The 15,427-nt window shown below is 32.3% G+C and carries 18 protein-coding genes; all 18 read left to right on the top strand.

From position 1 onward, the window contains the following. Positions 1–108: 108 nt before the first annotated feature. The 18 genes from mcrB to Q0087_RS05090 all read left to right on the top strand — a co-directional run bounded on the left by mcrB (position 109) and on the right by Q0087_RS05090 (position 15,234). The gene (mcrB, locus tag Q0087_RS05175; protein WP_297898609.1) at positions 109–1,440 is read left to right on the top strand and encodes a coenzyme-B sulfoethylthiotransferase subunit beta; all 1,332 of its coding nucleotides are present in this window, start codon (positions 109–111) and stop codon (positions 1,438–1,440) included. Between the two features lie 192 nt (positions 1,441–1,632). After that, the gene (gene mcrD, locus Q0087_RS05170) at positions 1,633–2,079 is read left to right on the top strand and encodes a methyl-coenzyme M reductase operon protein D (protein ID WP_297898608.1); all 447 of its coding nucleotides are present in this window, start codon (positions 1,633–1,635) and stop codon (positions 2,077–2,079) included. Between the two features lie 118 nt (positions 2,080–2,197). Then, on the top strand, positions 2,198–2,800 hold the full coding sequence (gene mcrC / locus Q0087_RS05165) for a methyl-coenzyme M reductase I operon protein C (protein ID WP_297898607.1): 603 nt from the start codon (positions 2,198–2,200) through the stop codon (positions 2,798–2,800). Between the two features lie 3 nt (positions 2,801–2,803). After that, a complete protein-coding gene (gene mcrG, locus Q0087_RS05160) occupies positions 2,804–3,553 on the top strand; it encodes a coenzyme-B sulfoethylthiotransferase subunit gamma (RefSeq protein WP_297898606.1) in 750 nt (249 codons plus the stop codon). A 15-nt stretch (positions 3,554–3,568) separates the two neighbouring features. Beyond that, positions 3,569–5,221, top strand: a complete 1,653-nt coding sequence (gene mcrA, locus Q0087_RS05155) for a coenzyme-B sulfoethylthiotransferase subunit alpha (protein WP_297898605.1) — start codon at positions 3,569–3,571, stop codon at positions 5,219–5,221. Between the two features lie 235 nt (positions 5,222–5,456). Then, complete coding sequence (gene mtrE / locus Q0087_RS05150; protein ID WP_297898604.1) at positions 5,457–6,347, top strand: tetrahydromethanopterin S-methyltransferase subunit E; 891 nt, start codon at positions 5,457–5,459, stop codon at positions 6,345–6,347. Between the two features lie 13 nt (positions 6,348–6,360). After that, positions 6,361–7,065, top strand: coding sequence for a tetrahydromethanopterin S-methyltransferase subunit D (mtrD, locus tag Q0087_RS05145; protein ID WP_297898603.1), 705 nt, complete (start codon positions 6,361–6,363; stop codon positions 7,063–7,065). Next, positions 7,065–7,904, top strand: coding sequence for a tetrahydromethanopterin S-methyltransferase subunit MtrC (gene mtrC, locus Q0087_RS05140; protein ID WP_297898602.1), 840 nt, complete (start codon positions 7,065–7,067; stop codon positions 7,902–7,904). Before mtrD ends, mtrC begins: the two co-directional genes overlap by 1 nt. 11 nt (positions 7,905–7,915) lie before the next feature. Next, entirely contained in the window at positions 7,916–8,242 is a 327-nt protein-coding gene (locus Q0087_RS05135; RefSeq protein WP_297898601.1) for a tetrahydromethanopterin S-methyltransferase subunit B, read from the top strand. Beyond that, positions 8,243–8,968 (top strand): tetrahydromethanopterin S-methyltransferase subunit A, encoded by a 726-nt coding sequence (gene mtrA / locus Q0087_RS05130; RefSeq protein WP_297898600.1) that lies wholly within the window; start codon positions 8,243–8,245, stop codon positions 8,966–8,968. A gap of 12 nt (positions 8,969–8,980) precedes the next feature. Then, the gene (locus Q0087_RS05125; protein ID WP_297898599.1) at positions 8,981–9,181 is read left to right on the top strand and encodes a tetrahydromethanopterin S-methyltransferase subunit F; all 201 of its coding nucleotides are present in this window, start codon (positions 8,981–8,983) and stop codon (positions 9,179–9,181) included. 12 nt (positions 9,182–9,193) lie between these two features. After that, a complete protein-coding gene (gene mtrG / locus Q0087_RS05120) occupies positions 9,194–9,436 on the top strand; it encodes a tetrahydromethanopterin S-methyltransferase subunit MtrG (RefSeq protein ID WP_297898598.1) in 243 nt (80 codons plus the stop codon). A gap of 16 nt (positions 9,437–9,452) precedes the next feature. Beyond that, positions 9,453–10,385: a tetrahydromethanopterin S-methyltransferase subunit H gene (gene mtrH, locus Q0087_RS05115; protein ID WP_297898597.1), complete on the top strand. Its 933-nt coding sequence runs from the start codon at positions 9,453–9,455 to the stop codon at positions 10,383–10,385. A gap of 391 nt (positions 10,386–10,776) precedes the next feature. Next, positions 10,777–11,808, top strand: coding sequence for a calcium/sodium antiporter (locus tag Q0087_RS05110; RefSeq protein ID WP_297898596.1), 1,032 nt, complete (start codon positions 10,777–10,779; stop codon positions 11,806–11,808). A 122-nt stretch (positions 11,809–11,930) separates the two neighbouring features. After that, positions 11,931–12,383, top strand: a complete 453-nt coding sequence (locus tag Q0087_RS05105; protein WP_297898595.1) for a universal stress protein — start codon at positions 11,931–11,933, stop codon at positions 12,381–12,383. Positions 12,384–12,757: 374 nt separating this feature from the next. Then, complete coding sequence (locus Q0087_RS05100) at positions 12,758–14,227, top strand: methanogenesis marker 14 protein (protein ID WP_297898594.1); 1,470 nt, start codon at positions 12,758–12,760, stop codon at positions 14,225–14,227. Positions 14,228–14,298: 71 nt separating this feature from the next. Continuing rightward, positions 14,299–14,901, top strand: a complete 603-nt coding sequence (locus Q0087_RS05095) for an NTP transferase domain-containing protein (protein ID WP_297898593.1) — start codon at positions 14,299–14,301, stop codon at positions 14,899–14,901. Between the two features lie 66 nt (positions 14,902–14,967). Further along, on the top strand, positions 14,968–15,234 hold the full coding sequence (locus Q0087_RS05090) for a PRC-barrel domain-containing protein (protein WP_297898592.1): 267 nt from the start codon (positions 14,968–14,970) through the stop codon (positions 15,232–15,234). The last annotated feature ends 193 nt before the right edge of the window (positions 15,235–15,427 follow it).

The raw sequence follows: 15,427 nt of genomic DNA, 5'->3' as shown, positions 1-15,427 counted from the left end.
GCTAGTTATTGCAAAAAACTGCAAATAAGCTTACTCAATGCAGGCTTAAAAATGACCGTTTGTATTAGAGAGGTATATTAATAACTATATTTAGTTAGGAGGGAAAAAATGGCGAAGTTTGATGATAAAGTCGATTTATACGACGATAGAGGGTCATTAGTAGAATCTAATGTGCCTATCGAAGCCTTAAGCCCACTACGGAATCCTGCTATAAAAAGCATCGTAAGTGGTGTAAAAAGGACCGTAGCTGTAAACTTAGAAGGTATAGAAAATTCATTAAGATCTGCAACTGTCGGTGGACAGGGATCTAAGATCTTAGGAAGAGAAATGGACCTAGATATTACTGGCAATGCTCAATCTATTGCATCTGCTTTAAAAGAAATGGTTCAAGTAACTGATGATGATGATACCAATGTAGAGCTTCTTTCCGGTGGAAAGAGGATTTTAGTTCAAATACCAACTGCAAGATTAGAATCTGCTGCTGAATATTCTGTAGCAACCTTATCAACTGCAACTGCATTAGTACAAGCTATTATTAAACAATTTGATATTAGTATGTATGATGCTAACATGGTAAAAGCTGCAATTCTTGGAAGATATCCTCAATCTGTTGATTATATGGGTTCTAACATTGCAACTATGTTAGATATTCCTCAAAAGCTTGAAGGTCCGGGTTATGCTTTAAGAAATATTATGGCTAACCACGTAGCTGCTGCTACATTAAAAAATACATTACAAGGAACTGCACTTTCCAGTATCTTAGAACAAACTGCTATGTTTGAAATGGGCGACGCTATTGGAGCATTTGAAAGAATGCATTTATTAGGATTAGCTTACCAAGGAATGAACGCAGACAACATTGTTTTAGATTTAGTTAAAGATAATGCTAAAGAAGGAACTGTTGGTTCTGTTAGGAATGACACTGTTGCTAAAGCTACTGCTGATGGCGTTGTTAGTGTAGAAAAAGATTTAAATGGTTTTAATGTTTATGAAACTAATGATTTAGCAAAATGGAATGCTTATGCTGCTGCTGGAGCTACTGCTGCAACTATGGTAAATGTAGCTGCTGCAAGAGCTGCTCAAGGTGTACCTTCTTCATTATTATACTTCAATGATTCTATTGAATTTGCAACTGGTCTTCCAGGTGTAGATTTCGGTAGAGCTGAAGGTGTAGCTGTAGGATTTTCATTCTTTAGTCACTCTATTTATGGTGGAGGAGGCCCAGGTCTCTTTAATGGTAATCACGTTGTAACTAGACACAGTAAAGGATTCTGTATCCCTTGTGTTGTTGCTGCAATGTGTCTTGACGCAGGTACTCAGCTTTTCTCACCTGAAGCAACTTCTGGTTTAATTAAAGAAGTATTCAGTAGTGTTGATGAATTCAGAGAACCATTAAAATATGTAGTGGAAGCAGCTGCAGACATAAAAGGTGACATCTAAAATCTCGCATGTTTTTTGATTAATTATAATAATTAATTACAATATATTTGGATGATTTTACATATCATGGTTTTAATTGGATAAATTATTTTATTAATAAAAATTAACATGAATATAAAATTAATATAAATCTAAATATTATTAATTTGAATTAATCATACAATCATACTAATTAAATGGGGATAATTATAAATGGACATAGAAGTATTTCCACATAGAGTTTTAGGAGCAAATACAACTGAAAAGTTGTTAAATGGTATTGAAAGTCTTGATGATGTTAAAAGAACAGTTATTCAAGGACCTAGGCTCCCACCCGAAGACCCTAACGAAGATCCTAGATATGTTGATAGGAGAAAAATTACAGTCAATGGTAAAGAACTTGAGCTTAAAGTCAAAACTGGCCGTATTTTTGTTGAAATTTCAAATGAATCAACTATTGATGATATAAAGGAGATATGCAATGAATATCTTCCTTTTGGATTTGATATTAATATCGGAAAATACATCAGAACTCAGAAGACTGTCTCTGATAACATAAAATATGGTGACTCAGACATCCCTGAAGAGTTAATTGGAATGACTGATCAATCAGCTAAGCTCGCAGACAGAGTAACTATCATAAAAAAAGATATGGATTAAGGATCTTATATTTTGTATATTAAATAATAATAATTCAATTATAATTTACTTATAATATAAATAAAGATTTAAATATAAATAAAGGAAAATTTATTTAATTAACAATAAGGATGAAAATATGATTGGACGTTGTACCCATGTTGTAGATTGTCGTGAAACAATGGGTCTTGGTGAAGGTGGAGGAATAGCTCAAAGAGGAACTTTCGCAGAATGTGGAAGTGATGTTCTTGCAGTAGCTATGTCTCCTGGAAGAAGGCATATTACAAAACCTGTTTGTGAAATAACTTTTGCACTTCGCGAAGCCAATGTTTTAACTAGTACAATGATACTCAATGCGGGTGCAGGAACTCCATCTGATGCTCCAGGTGCAAGTGGCGGATTTGGATTGACTGATAAAGAAGTTAATCAAATGTCACAGTTTAAATTACTTGTAATTCATCTTGGCGGAGTTAAAAATCATATTACTTATAAAGCAAGATTAATTCTTCGTAATGTTAATTGTCCTTGTGTTGTTATTTGTGAATATCCTGTCGATTTTGAAGATTTTGCAAAAATTGGTGTTAAAACTTCCCATGTCATGCCTAATGAGGCTAAAGGAGGAATTAAAACTAATGGTAAAATTGTTGATATTGTTAGTGGTGTTATTAGGGGAGAAACATGTTCCCAAGAAAAATTAGATGAGATTATTAGAAAAGTTAAGTTAGCATTAGGAGGTGCATGATTTATGGCACAATATTATCCAGGAACTTCTCAGGTAGCTCAAAACAGAAGAAACTTTTCTGACCCAGAATATGAGTTAGAAAAATTAAGAGAAATATCTGATGAAGGCGTAGTAAAAGTATTAGGTCACAGAGCTCCAGGTGAAGAATATAAAAGTGTTCACCCTCCATTAGATGAAATGGATGAGCCTGAAGACATCATTAGAGAATTAGTAGAACCAATCGACGGTGCAAAAGCTGGAGATAGAGTAAGATATATTCAATTTGTAGATTCTATGTATTTTGCCCCTGCTCAACCTTATTTAAGATCTAGGTCTTACTTAAACAGATTTAGAGGAGTAGATGCTGGTACTTTGTCAGGAAGACAAATTATCGAAGCAAGAGAAAGAGATCTCGAAAAAATCTCCAAAGAATTATTAGAAACCGAATATTTTGATCCAGCAAGGTCTGGAATCAGAGGTAAATCTGTTCACGGTCACTCTTTAAGACTCGATGAAGACGGTGTAATGTTTGATATGTTAAGAAGACAATTATTAAACAAAGAAACTGGTAAAATCGAAATGGTAAAAGATCAAATTGGTAAAGAACTAGATGAACCTGTTGTACTCGGTGAGCCATTAGATGAAGAAACTTTAATGAAGAAGACTACCATTTACAGAGTAGATGGTGAAGCTTATAAGGACGATAAAGACGCTGTAGAAATATTACACAGAATACACGTCACAAGATCCGAAGGTGGATTCTGTCCAGAATAAGGAGAGGAGATTAAAATGGCTGATAAAAAGTTTATCGAAGCATTAAATAAAAAATTCAAAGAAGATCCTGAAGAAAAAACCACTACCTTTTACAACTTAGGTGGATGGAAACAATCTGAAAGGAAAACTGAATTTGCTAACGCAGGTAAAGAAATCGCTGCAAAAAGAGGTATTCCTCAATATAATCCAGATGTAGGTTCTCCATTAGGACAAAGAGCATTAATGCCTTACCAGGTATCTACAACTGAAACTTATGTTGAAGGAGACGATTTCCATTTTGTTAACAATGCTGCTATCCAACAAATGTGGGATGACATTAGAAGAACTGTTATTGTAGGATTAAACACTGCACATAATGTTCTTGAAAAAAGGTTAGGTATGGAAGTTACTCCTGAAACAATCACTGAATATTTAGAGACTGTTAACCACGCTATGCCTGGTGCTGCTATTGTACAAGAGCACATGGTTGAAACCAACCCATCACTCGTAGCTGACAGTTATGTAAAAGTATTTACTGGTGATGACGAGTTAGCTGATGAAATTGACAGTGCATTCGTTTTAGATATTAATAAAGAGTTTTCCGAAGAACAAGCTGAAGCTTTAAAAGCTGAAGTTGGTGACAAAGTATGGCAAGCTGTAAGAATTCCTACAATTGTAGGAAGAGTTTGTGATGGAGGTACTACTTCCAGATGGTCTGCTATGCAAATCGGTATGTCCATGATTTCTGCTTATAATCAATGTGCTGGTGAAGGAGCTACTGGTGATTTTGCATATGCATCAAAACACGCAGAAGTTATTCACATGGGTACTTACTTACCAGTTAGAAGAGCAAGAGCAGAAAATGAACCTGGTGGAATTGCATTTGGTTTCTTAGCTGATATGTGTCAATCTTCAAGAGTTAATCCTGAAGATCCTGTAAGATCTACTTTAGATGTAGTAGCTATGGGTGCAGCATTATACGATCAAATTTGGTTAGGTTCATACATGTCTGGTGGTGTTGGATTTACTCAATACGCATCTGCAGCTTATACTGATAATATTCTCGATGACTTTACTTACTATGGTAAAGAATACGTCGAAGATAAATTTGGTTTATGTGAAGCTCCAAACAATATGGACACCGTTCTTGATGTAGGTTCTGAAGTAGCTTTCTATGCATTAGAACAATATGAAGAATATCCTGCATTGCTTGAAACTCAATTTGGTGGTTCTCAAAGAGCATCTGTTATATCAGCAGCAGCTGGTTGTTCAACAGCTTTCGCTACTGGAAACTCTCAAACTGGTTTAAGTGCATGGTATTTAGCTATGTACTTACATAAAGAACAACATTCTAGATTAGGATTCTATGGTTACGATTTACAAGATCAATGTGGTGCATCCAACGTATTCTCTATAAGAAATGACGAAGGATTACCTGTTGAAATGAGAGGACCAAATTATCCTAACTATGCAATGAACGTAGGACACCAAGGAGAATACGCAGGTATTTCCCAAGCTCCTCATTCAGCTCGTGGAGACGCATTTGCATTTAACCCACTCGTTAAAATTGCATTTGCTGATAAAAACTTAAGTTTCGATTTCTCCCAACCTCGTGCTGAAATTGCAAAAGGTGCATTAAGAGAATTTATGCCTGATGGTGAAAGATCTCTTATTATACCTGCTAAATAGGTGTATTAACACCTATTTTTTTTTATTTTTTTAGTTTAGTTGTTTATAAAATAAGTATCAAGAGAGTTAAAAGATAAATTATTATTATCATTATCATATTCATTAAAATTATTAATAAATTCTAAAGATTTTATATTAGTTATAAATAAAAATAAACAACTATTTTAATCAATAAAGAAATATATCATATTTATTAAATTATCAATTTAATAAAAACTAAGGAGGAAAAGAAAATATGGACCCTATAACTTTAGGTGTTGTTGCATTGATGGGTGCAGCTGCAACTATAGCTGGTGCCGCAGAGGATTTAGAATCTGATGTTGGTTCCATGAGTAATCCAAACTCACAAGTTCAGCTAGCTCCTCAAATGGGACATTTACACCGATTTATTAATAAGGCTGTTTCTGGTGAACCAGTTGCATATGGTACATGGTGTGGTATCGCAGGTTCTATAGCATTTGTTTTGATTTCACCAATGTTTAACTTTAATTTAATGCCTATTGTAGGAATTGCTATTGGTGCAACTATTGCTGCTTTAGTACACACTGTTTACACAGTAACAGCTCATATGGGAAGGATTGTAAGTCAATCTCAATTTGAGCAACCTTTGTTTATGGATGCTTTAACCCAAGCATTAGGACCTGTTGCAGGTCATGGTTTTATAACTACTTTTTGTATTGTAAGTGTAGCATACTTAATGACTATACCTCTTAACGGAACTCCATTACATGTTTTCCCATTACCGCTTCTCGCTGTTTTGTGGGGAATAACTATTGGTGCTATTGGTTCTTCTACTGGGGATGTTCATTATGGTGCAGAAAGAGAATACCAACAATATCCGTTTGGTGGAGGTATTCCTGTAGCTATTCATGGTGATATTGTAACTAAATCCGAAGTTGGTGCAAGAAATTCTATTGATACTGTTAATTTTTGTGCTAAATTTGGTGGACCGTTAACTGGTTTTTGTTTTGGTACTGTTGTATTTTTAAGTTTCTGGATCACTGTTGTATTTGGTTTAATTGGAGGATTAATTGCAGGTTTAATTATAATTATTCTTCTTATTATTATGAATGAGAGACTTGAAAACTTTGCTAGAACTAAATATGGACCATATAAGGAAGATTAAGGAGGTTTCATTTATGGATCCAATAAGTTTAATAATATTTATTACAGTTGGAGGAATCCTCATTGGTGGAGGTGTACACTTCATACCAGTAGGAGGAGCTCCTGCAGCTATGGCAACAGCTACTGGGGTAGGAACTGGTACAGCAATGCTTGCAGCAGGTGCTGGATTAACTGGTTTAATTACTGCAGCAGCTATGACTGGTCAACCATGGTATATTATTGCAATTGCTGGAGCAGTAGGTGCAATGATGATGATGGGTTTAACCATGTTAGTTGCTAACATAATTTATGTATTCGGTGTTGGTGTTGTACCTTCTTCTGCAAAAGCTGAAGTAGACCCAATAACTGGTAGAAATCAAGAAAAATATGTTACTTCTGGTACTGAAGGACATGGTTTACCTACTGTTTGTTTTGTCAGTGGTATTATCGGGGGTTTACTCGGTGGTGCTGGTGGAGGACTTGTTTACTATGGTATTAATATTGCAATGACAGAAGGAAGTTTTATAACTGACCCTACTGTAACTGCTGGATTAGCTGCTATCTTAGCTGTAGCTGTTTTCTTTATTAATTCAGTAATTGCTTCTTATAATATTGGTGGTACTATTGAAGGTTTCCACGACCCTAAATTCAAAAGAATCGGTACTGGTATTCTTGCTTGTGGTATTGCTTCTATAATAATGGGAGTATTTGCTATTCTTTTAACTGGAGGTGTTGCATAATGTCAGCAGCTGGTGGAGGACCTACTGGTGGTGCTATAGGTGCTGAAAAATTACTCCTTTTAGGAGTTATTGGTGGCCTTATTGGTATTTACCTAGTTCCATTTAATCCCGTATTTGGGCCTGTTTTTGCAGCTTTAGGTGGTGTTTGTGCTATTGTATGGGGTGCAGATGCTATTCGTAGAGTTGCAAGTTATGGTTTAGGTACTGGTGTCCCTTCTATTGGATATATGTCTCTTTCTATTGGTATTATTGGTGCATTAGCAGGTATTGCTTTAGTATCTCTTTCATTTACTACTGGTCTTGGAATGTTAGGGCCTATCTTTGCTTTAGTACTCTCAATGATATTAGGTCTCATTGTTGGTTTAATTGCTAAGAAAATTATTGGAATGAAAATTCCTGTACTCGAAAGATGTACTGCTGAAATTTCTGGTGCTGCTGCTTTATCTGTATTAGCATTTTCTGCAACTCTTGCAGGAACCTATCATCTTGATGGAATTCTCACATCTGTTGTAGCTCCTGGATTTATAGCATTATTCTTTATAATGAATACCATGGCTATCCAACATCCATTTAATGCATGTTTAGGACCTAACGAAAATCAAGTTAGAACTCTTAAATTAGCCGCTTCCACAGCATTTTTAGCTATGTTTATCACTGGAATTTTAACTATTATTAATCCTGTTCCTAATACTTGGATGGGAATTCCTGTATGGGTAGCTGTTATTATCGTTGCTGGAGTCGGATGGATAATATCTATTAGGGCATATATTAAAGCATCATTCAATGAAGCTGCATCTGTTAAATGGTCTGGATTATGGCCTAAAGTTGAAGAACAATAGGGGGAAAAAATATGGAAATGTTACCTTTAATTAAAATAGTTCCTGAGTACAGCTTAACTCTTGATCCCTCTACTGGGGTAATTGGCGCTGCTTTAGGAAGAGAAGTTTTAGTACTCTCTATGGACGATATAAACAATGAAATAACTAGTTTAGAGGCTGCAGCAGATGATTTAATGCATTCATTAGATCCAAACACTGTTTCCGAAGGGGCTTATCCTGGAAGAGAAGGCACTTATGCTACTGCAGGTATGCTTACAAACATGGTGTACGGTTTTGTAATAGGATTATTCGTATTATTAGCTGCAATTCCTTTATTAGTCAATTTGGGGGTTTTATAGATGGCAGATAAAAAATCACCTGCAGAAGGATGGCCAATAATTAATGGAGATTATATTGCAGGGGACCCTGAAAGTCCTGTTGCAGTTACAACTTTAGGTTCTCACAATGAGGATATTGCTGCTAATGCGGGTGCAGCGATTTCTGGTCCTTGTAAAACAGAAAATCTAGGAATTGAAACAGTTGTAGCTAATATAATATCAAACCCTAACATCAGATTTTTAATATTATGTGGATCTGAAGTTCAAGGACATATTACAGGTCAAAGTTTTGAAGCATTACATCAAAATGGTGTAGATCCAGAAAAAAGAAGTATCATGGGTGCTACTGGAGCTATTCCATATGTTGAAAATATTCCTGATGAAGGAATTGATAGATTCCAAAATCAACTTGAAGTTATTAATATGGTTGATATAGAAGATGCTGGTGCAATCGAAGCTAAAGTTAAAGAATGCATAGAAAAAGATCCTGGAGCTTTCGAAGAGGAAGCTTATGTAATTTCTCTTGATGAAAGTGGAGATGAAGAGGATGAAGGTGAAGAAGTTCGCCCAGTCGCTCCTGAAACTGCTTTAATTGAGGCAAGGATGAGAAACATTCAATCCCAAATGAAAATGATTGGTGCTGTACAAAGAAATTTTGCTGGTAATTATGCAGGTAAAGTTCAAGGTATTATGATTGGATTAATTTTCACTTTGGTTGTCGGATGTTTATTCCTAGGATTTATATAAGGAGGTTTAATAATGGTTAAATTATCTAACAAACCTAACGTCCGTGGTATTAAAAAAGTATCTGAAGATATAAAATATAGGTCTCAATTAATTGGAAGAGAAGGAAGATTGTTCGCAGGATTAATTTCAACAAGATTCACTGGGATTGGTTTAGGATTAGCTATCGCTTTTGTATTAATTGTAGTAATCCCATATTTAGCGAATTTGGTCTAAGAGGTGTTATGAATGTCTGAAGAAAATACAATACCTCGAGTACTTGTCTCTGCTGATGATTACAACAAAGCTAATGAAAAATTAGATGATATTGAAGATAAAGTTGATTTTACTATTGGTGAATACTATCAAAGGTTAGGTCAACAAACTGGTAGAGATGTTGGTATTTTATATGGTATAATAATAGGTCTTATAATAATGGTTGTAGTTATGAAATATAATCTTTTACCATTATTACTAGGTGCATTACTCTAAGGATGGAGGATTATTTATGTTTAGGTTTGATAAAGAACAAGAAGTATTGGATATAGCTGGCGTTAAGATTGGAGGTCAGCCAGGAGAATATCCAACTGTTTTAGCAGGTACCATCTTTTATGGTGGACACAATATTATTAGTGATGAAAAAGCAGGTGTCTTTGATAAAGATGCGGCAGAAGAAAGAATTAAGACTATGGAAGAAATGATGGATGTCACTGGAAATCCTTGTTTAGTACAAGTTTTCGGACAAACTGAAGAAGCTTTAGTTAAGTACTTAGAGTTTGTTGGTGACATTTCTGATTCTCCTTTCCTTATAGATTCTACTTCTGGTGAAGCAAGAATGGCTGGAGCAAAATATGCTACTGAAGCTGGATTATCTGAAAGAGCTATTTATAACTCAATCAATATGGCAGCAGAACCTGAAGAAATTGAAGCTGTAAAAGAATCTGATTTATCTGCTTCTATTGTATTAGGTTTCAACCCAATGAATCCTACTGTTGAAGGTAAAATTGGTATGTGGGAAGATGGTGATGGAACTATTGACCAAGGTTTATTACAAATTTCAGAAGAATGTGGAATCACTAAACCTTTAATGGATACTGCTGTTACTCCTCTTGGACAAGGAGCTGGAGTTGCTGCAAGAACTTCTTTTGCTGTAAAAAGTAAATGGGGATTACCTGTAGGTTCTGGTATTCACAATGTACCTTCTGCATGGAATTGGTTAAGAGAATACAAAAAAGATCACAAAGAAGCATGGCCTGTTTGTGATATGGGATCTAACATTGTTCAACAAATGACTGGAGGGGACTTTGTTCTCTTTGGCCCTATTGAAAATGCTAGATTGGCTTTCCCTGCATGTGCAATGGTCGACATATTCATAGCTGAAGCAGCTAAAGATATGGGAACCGAAGCTGTAGAAAGCCACCCTATGAATAAATTATTATAAGAATATTTAAATTCTTTAATAATTTATCATTAAACACGAATAATATCTGATTAGATGTGTATCATCTAATCTAGATTTTATTTTTTAATTTATTTTTATCTATTATTGTCATTATTATTATTCATTCTATTAATTTTATTTTTATAATTTACTTCATTTTAAAAATTATTTATCATTTTAATAGTTATTTATTTTTTAATATAACTCTATATTTTTTGGAATTTGATATATATTTCAAACAAGAATATCTAATTTTATTTAATTATTTAATTATTTTATATACTTTTCAATAAACTTTATATGCAAGGAAATCTAAATTGATTTTAGTTATAAATTGATATATTAAATATTATAAAAATTTAATTTAGCTTGTTTCGGAGGAAAGTGGGGTATGTTTGAGATTATATTAATGTGTATTTTACTAATAATATCTTTATTAATTGTTATAAAAGCAGCAGATTTATTTGTGGATAATATTGTTGAGATAGGAACTGCTTTGGGAATATCTCAGATTCTTCTTGGTGTAACTGCTGCTGCTATTGGAACATCTTTGCCTGAGTTCGGGTCTGCATTAATTGCTTCTTTAAGTGGTAATACTGAAATGGGGGTCGGTGTCGTAATAGGGTCAAATATATGGAATGTAGCAGGTATTTTTGGTATAACTGCAACTATAACTGGTTTAGTACAAGCAGATAAGAAATCTATAAATCGTGATGGGCTTATGGCAGTAGTTACTGGGCTTGTATTATTAGCATTTATGTTATTTGGATATTTTACTGGTGAATTATATATTTCTGGATTTTCTTCTATTATAATGATTATTTTTTATATCTATTACATGAGGATATTGGTAAAAGACCAAGAAAAAGAACATAAAGATAAGATTGAAGAAGATTTTAACAATAAAAAAGATGTTAAAAATACTGAAGATGTTTCTAATGAAAAATTATCTAATAAAAGAAATTCTATAAACAAAAAAAGTATATTATTTGTTTTATTAGGTATTATTGGTTTGGGAGTAGGTTGTCAGCTTTTAATTACAAGTGCTAGTTCTTTAGCCACCACATTTGGAATTCCTCCTGCTATCATGGGGTTATTCACTTTGTCTATTGGTACTAGTATTCCAGAACTTGTAGTTACTCTATCTTCTGCAATGAAAGGATTGCATGATTTATCTATGGGCACTGTTTTTGGAAGTGTAACTTTTAATATATTGGTTGGTATTGGTATTCCTGCATTATTAGTTGCTGTTCCAATTGAACCATTGTCTCTTTACTTTGATGCCCCCGTAATGATAGGGGTTACAGCAGGTACATTACTTTTAATGAAATATAATAAAAATAGGCTAAATAGATTTTCTGGAATTATTCTTCTAGGGGTTTATGTATTATATGCATTTTTAAGAATATTTGTATTAGGATAGAAAATTTTTAAATAGCATATTTTATATAATGTTAATTAGTGAAATTGATAGTTTTATAAAGTATCCATAATTTATTAAATAGTATATAAATTAAATTTATTAGAAATTATAAGAGGGATTTTATGTATAGTAAAGTTTTAGTGCCAATAATGGGTAATTATTCTGAAGAGCTAGTTGAGAGCACTCTTGATTTGATTGGGGATAGAGAAGTTGAAATTATAGGGTTATATGTTGTTGATGATTCTGTTCCTTTTTTAACACCTAAAAGAATAAAAGAAGAAATGGTTATTGAACTTAATTCAAAAGGAAAAATATTTTTAGAAGAATTTATGGAATTATTGAATTTAGAAAAAAATAAAAATATATCATTCAGAAAAGAATTGTCTAAGGGTAAACCAGCAGAAATAATTGTAAAAACTGCAGAAAATAATTGTGTAGATGTTATTGTTATGGGAACTGGGAAAAGTATTGTTGATAAACATTTATTAGGGAGTGTTTCAGAAGAAGTCGTACATTTTGCTCCATGTACAATACATTTAGTAAGAACAATTGAAAAAAATTGTAATTTAGATTAGATTTTTTATTTTTAGAGTTATTTAATTTAAATCGATTTTTACTTTATTTCTACTTTATTTTTATTTTATTTTTATTTTTTATTTATCTACAAAATTTTTATCTTTTTTATTAGATTATTTGTTCTTATATTTCAATATTCTATTTTTATTATTAATTGTTTTTAGTTAGATTTTATAATTTTATTATTAAACTTTTTATTTTTCCCTAATTTTTACTTTTATCTAAAATATTTTAATAATATTTATAAACTTTATTCTTAATATATAGAAATAACAGATTATTTTATATTTAATTTATTAATTTATTAATTTATTAATTTAAATGATTTTTAAGTGTAGCATTATAAATAAAAAGGAAGTTTTGAGGGAAATATATGTCTTTTATAAATAAAATATTTGGTTTAGGACCTAAACCAGTAATTGCTAAAAGCAAATTTAAAAAATTTGAGTCTTTAAAATCATCTCCTTTTTCAACTAAAACTGCGGGTTCTGGCTATAAAATGAGGCCAGATGAATATTATGTTGCAGGATCTGTTGAATTGGGTAATACAACTACAAAGTGTATTATAAGTGCAACAAACTTAAATACAAGTGAAAGTTATATTCTTAGCAAGACTGTTAAAATGACAAGGGATATTAGGCCACCAAAACCAAATGAGGAAGTTTTTGGTGAGACAGTATGGGGAATTGAACTTTCAAAAGAGTCTGTTTCTGAATTGATTAAAGATACTGTTATTGAAGCTGCAAAAAAAGCCCATATTGATATTGAAAAAGATTTAGATTTTGTTGTTCGTTCAACTGGTGTAACTGCAGGTTTTGCAACACCTGAAGAAAGTGGAAAACTCATTATTGCTTTAGCTAATGGTTGTTTGGATGCAGGTGTTGCTCCAAGAAAAATGGCTCCTGCAATGTCTATTGATAATTTTCCTGAAAGGTTAAAAGATTATACTCTTCTTGATAAAGTCATGTTTGATGGTGCAGTTGTAAGTGTTCTTCCTCCCCAAGGAGAAGAAGTAGTATCTAATGAAATGGAAGGAGAACTTGTTACTGCAGGAATAAAACTTGGATCTAAGTGGACTGATGTTGATTATAGAAATCCTTGTGTTTCTATTGATTTTGGATCAACTTTAGCTGGTAGGGTCGTCAATAATGATGAGCCTTATGCACATACTGTTGGAAATTTTTTAGGTCTTGCAGGAGTTATAGCAGATTCTCTAGTTCGCGGCACTGATAAAGTCGATAAAAAAGGTGGTGCTGCTATTGATCTCTATTCTAAGGATTTATTAAAGAAAGCTAATTGGAAACGTGCAAAAAGTAATGCAGAAAAAGTTCATAAAATTATTGACATTAGAAAGGTTCCTATGGATCGTGATAGATTTGGAACTGTTCCCCTTAAAGTAGAAGCAGCTAAAAAAGCTGGGACATGTTTAATTGGATGTGATGTTGGAGAAAATGGCGATAAAATACCTGATTTGATTTCATTAGGTGAAGATCTTTATAAAAATGATGGTTTGCCTACTTTGTTTGCTACAATGGATCATGTGAGTGCAATGATTGTTGATAGACTTTTAAATGTAGCATTTAATGAAAATATCATTGTTCCAGGTTCTGTTTTAGGGATAACTGGTAGGGCAGGTATAACCGGTAAAAAACCTGAATTAATTTTAGAATACACTAAAGATAAATTTGAAGACTCTGTATTTGTTTCTGATGGCCTTGCTCTTGGATCTGCTATTATGGCAAGGTGTATGAATTCTATGGGTACAATTCAAGTTCCTATTGGTGGTAAACAAGGAGGGCCTTGTATTTTAGCCGCTAGAAGAAAATTACAGCAAAAAAAATAAATATTTTTATTTTCTATTTAAATTATTTAAATAATTATTTTTTTCTATAATAAGAACTTATTAGGGTTATAATGATAAAAGCAGTATTAATGGCAGGAGGTAAAGGTAAAAGAATGAATTTGAATTCTGAAAAACCTCTTTTTAAAATTTATGATAAGCCTTTAATTGACCATGTTTTAGCTAATCTAGAGAATTCTATATATGTTGAGGATATTATTATAGCAGTAAGCCCAAATACTCCCAAAACCAAGAAATATCTCTCTAAAAATTCTTTTAATTGTTTAAAAACACCAGGAAATGGATATTTGGAAGATTTATCTTTTATACTATCATATTTTGAAAAATTATCTAAAGAAGATATATTATTATTTATAAATGCTGATTTGCCTTTTATCTCTACAGAAATTATTGATTATGTTATAGGAGAATATATAAAAAATAATTTTGATGCTCTGTCTGTTTTTGTTCCTTTATCTATTTTTAATAAGTATGGGATTAAACCTTCTTTTATAATCGATGATTTAGTTCCATCAGGTTTAAATATTTTATTAAGTCGAAATGAAGTTCAAAATGAGTATAAATTAATTATTCCTAAAATTGAACTAGCTTTAAATATAAACACTACTGGTGATGCTAAATTAGCCTATTTCTTATTTGAGAATAATCAGATATGAGATATTAATCAATAAAAGCTAAACTATATAAACTATAGAGGATATAATAAATTTAATGGTGAAATAATGGAAAATAAAAACATCCCTAAAAAGGAAGAGAAATTATGGAGTGAGGTCAAAGGATATCAAGTTGCAACAAATAATGCTCGTATTCTTGGTTCTCTAGATGAACTCATTATCAATGAAAAAAGTGGTAAAATTGTTGATATAGCTATAAAAGTAGAACAGGGTAGAAATATTCATGTTAAAGGTGCTAAAAGGAATGGGGATTTGTTGTTAGTTCCTTTTGCAAAAGTTGAAAAAGTTGGAGAATTTATAATAGTTACAGAATAATTGTAATTATTTTATTTATTTCATAATTAAAAATTTATCATTATTTAATTTATTACAATTATTTTTTAAGTTAAATTCTGTCCAATTTTTAAAAGTTTATTAGTTTTATAAAATTCTCATTTTTTTAAAATATTTTCTATCCTTTCATTTTATTAATTTACATACTTTTCATTTTATTAATTTGTATATTTTT

The sequence above is a fragment of the uncultured Methanobrevibacter sp. genome (assembly GCF_937881195.1).
Classification (GTDB): Archaea; Methanobacteriota; Methanobacteria; order Methanobacteriales; family Methanobacteriaceae; genus Methanobinarius.
The sequence above is the reverse complement of the archived record's forward strand: the minus strand, read 5'-3'. Positions and strand labels throughout refer to the sequence as shown.

Coding starts and splice junctions, on each gene's coding strand:
- mcrG (WP_297898606.1), top strand. CDS start 2,804: ATGGCACAATATTATCCAGGAACTTCTCAGGTAGCTCAAAACAGAAGA.
- mcrC (WP_297898607.1), top strand. CDS start 2,198: ATGATTGGACGTTGTACCCATGTTGTAGATTGTCGTGAAACAATGGGT.
- mtrH (WP_297898597.1), top strand. CDS start 9,453: ATGTTTAGGTTTGATAAAGAACAAGAAGTATTGGATATAGCTGGCGTT.
- Q0087_RS05135 (WP_297898601.1), top strand. CDS start 7,916: ATGGAAATGTTACCTTTAATTAAAATAGTTCCTGAGTACAGCTTAACT.
- Q0087_RS05090 (WP_297898592.1), top strand. CDS start 14,968: ATGGAAAATAAAAACATCCCTAAAAAGGAAGAGAAATTATGGAGTGAG.
- Q0087_RS05110 (WP_297898596.1), top strand. CDS start 10,777: ATGTTTGAGATTATATTAATGTGTATTTTACTAATAATATCTTTATTA.
- Q0087_RS05125 (WP_297898599.1), top strand. CDS start 8,981: ATGGTTAAATTATCTAACAAACCTAACGTCCGTGGTATTAAAAAAGTA.
- mcrD (WP_297898608.1), top strand. CDS start 1,633: ATGGACATAGAAGTATTTCCACATAGAGTTTTAGGAGCAAATACAACT.
- mcrB (WP_297898609.1), top strand. CDS start 109: ATGGCGAAGTTTGATGATAAAGTCGATTTATACGACGATAGAGGGTCA.
- mtrD (WP_297898603.1), top strand. CDS start 6,361: ATGGATCCAATAAGTTTAATAATATTTATTACAGTTGGAGGAATCCTC.
- Q0087_RS05105 (WP_297898595.1), top strand. CDS start 11,931: ATGTATAGTAAAGTTTTAGTGCCAATAATGGGTAATTATTCTGAAGAG.
- mtrE (WP_297898604.1), top strand. CDS start 5,457: ATGGACCCTATAACTTTAGGTGTTGTTGCATTGATGGGTGCAGCTGCA.
- mtrA (WP_297898600.1), top strand. CDS start 8,243: ATGGCAGATAAAAAATCACCTGCAGAAGGATGGCCAATAATTAATGGA.
- Q0087_RS05100 (WP_297898594.1), top strand. CDS start 12,758: ATGTCTTTTATAAATAAAATATTTGGTTTAGGACCTAAACCAGTAATT.
- mtrC (WP_297898602.1), top strand. CDS start 7,065: ATGTCAGCAGCTGGTGGAGGACCTACTGGTGGTGCTATAGGTGCTGAA.
- mcrA (WP_297898605.1), top strand. CDS start 3,569: ATGGCTGATAAAAAGTTTATCGAAGCATTAAATAAAAAATTCAAAGAA.
- mtrG (WP_297898598.1), top strand. CDS start 9,194: ATGTCTGAAGAAAATACAATACCTCGAGTACTTGTCTCTGCTGATGAT.
- Q0087_RS05095 (WP_297898593.1), top strand. CDS start 14,299: ATGATAAAAGCAGTATTAATGGCAGGAGGTAAAGGTAAAAGAATGAAT.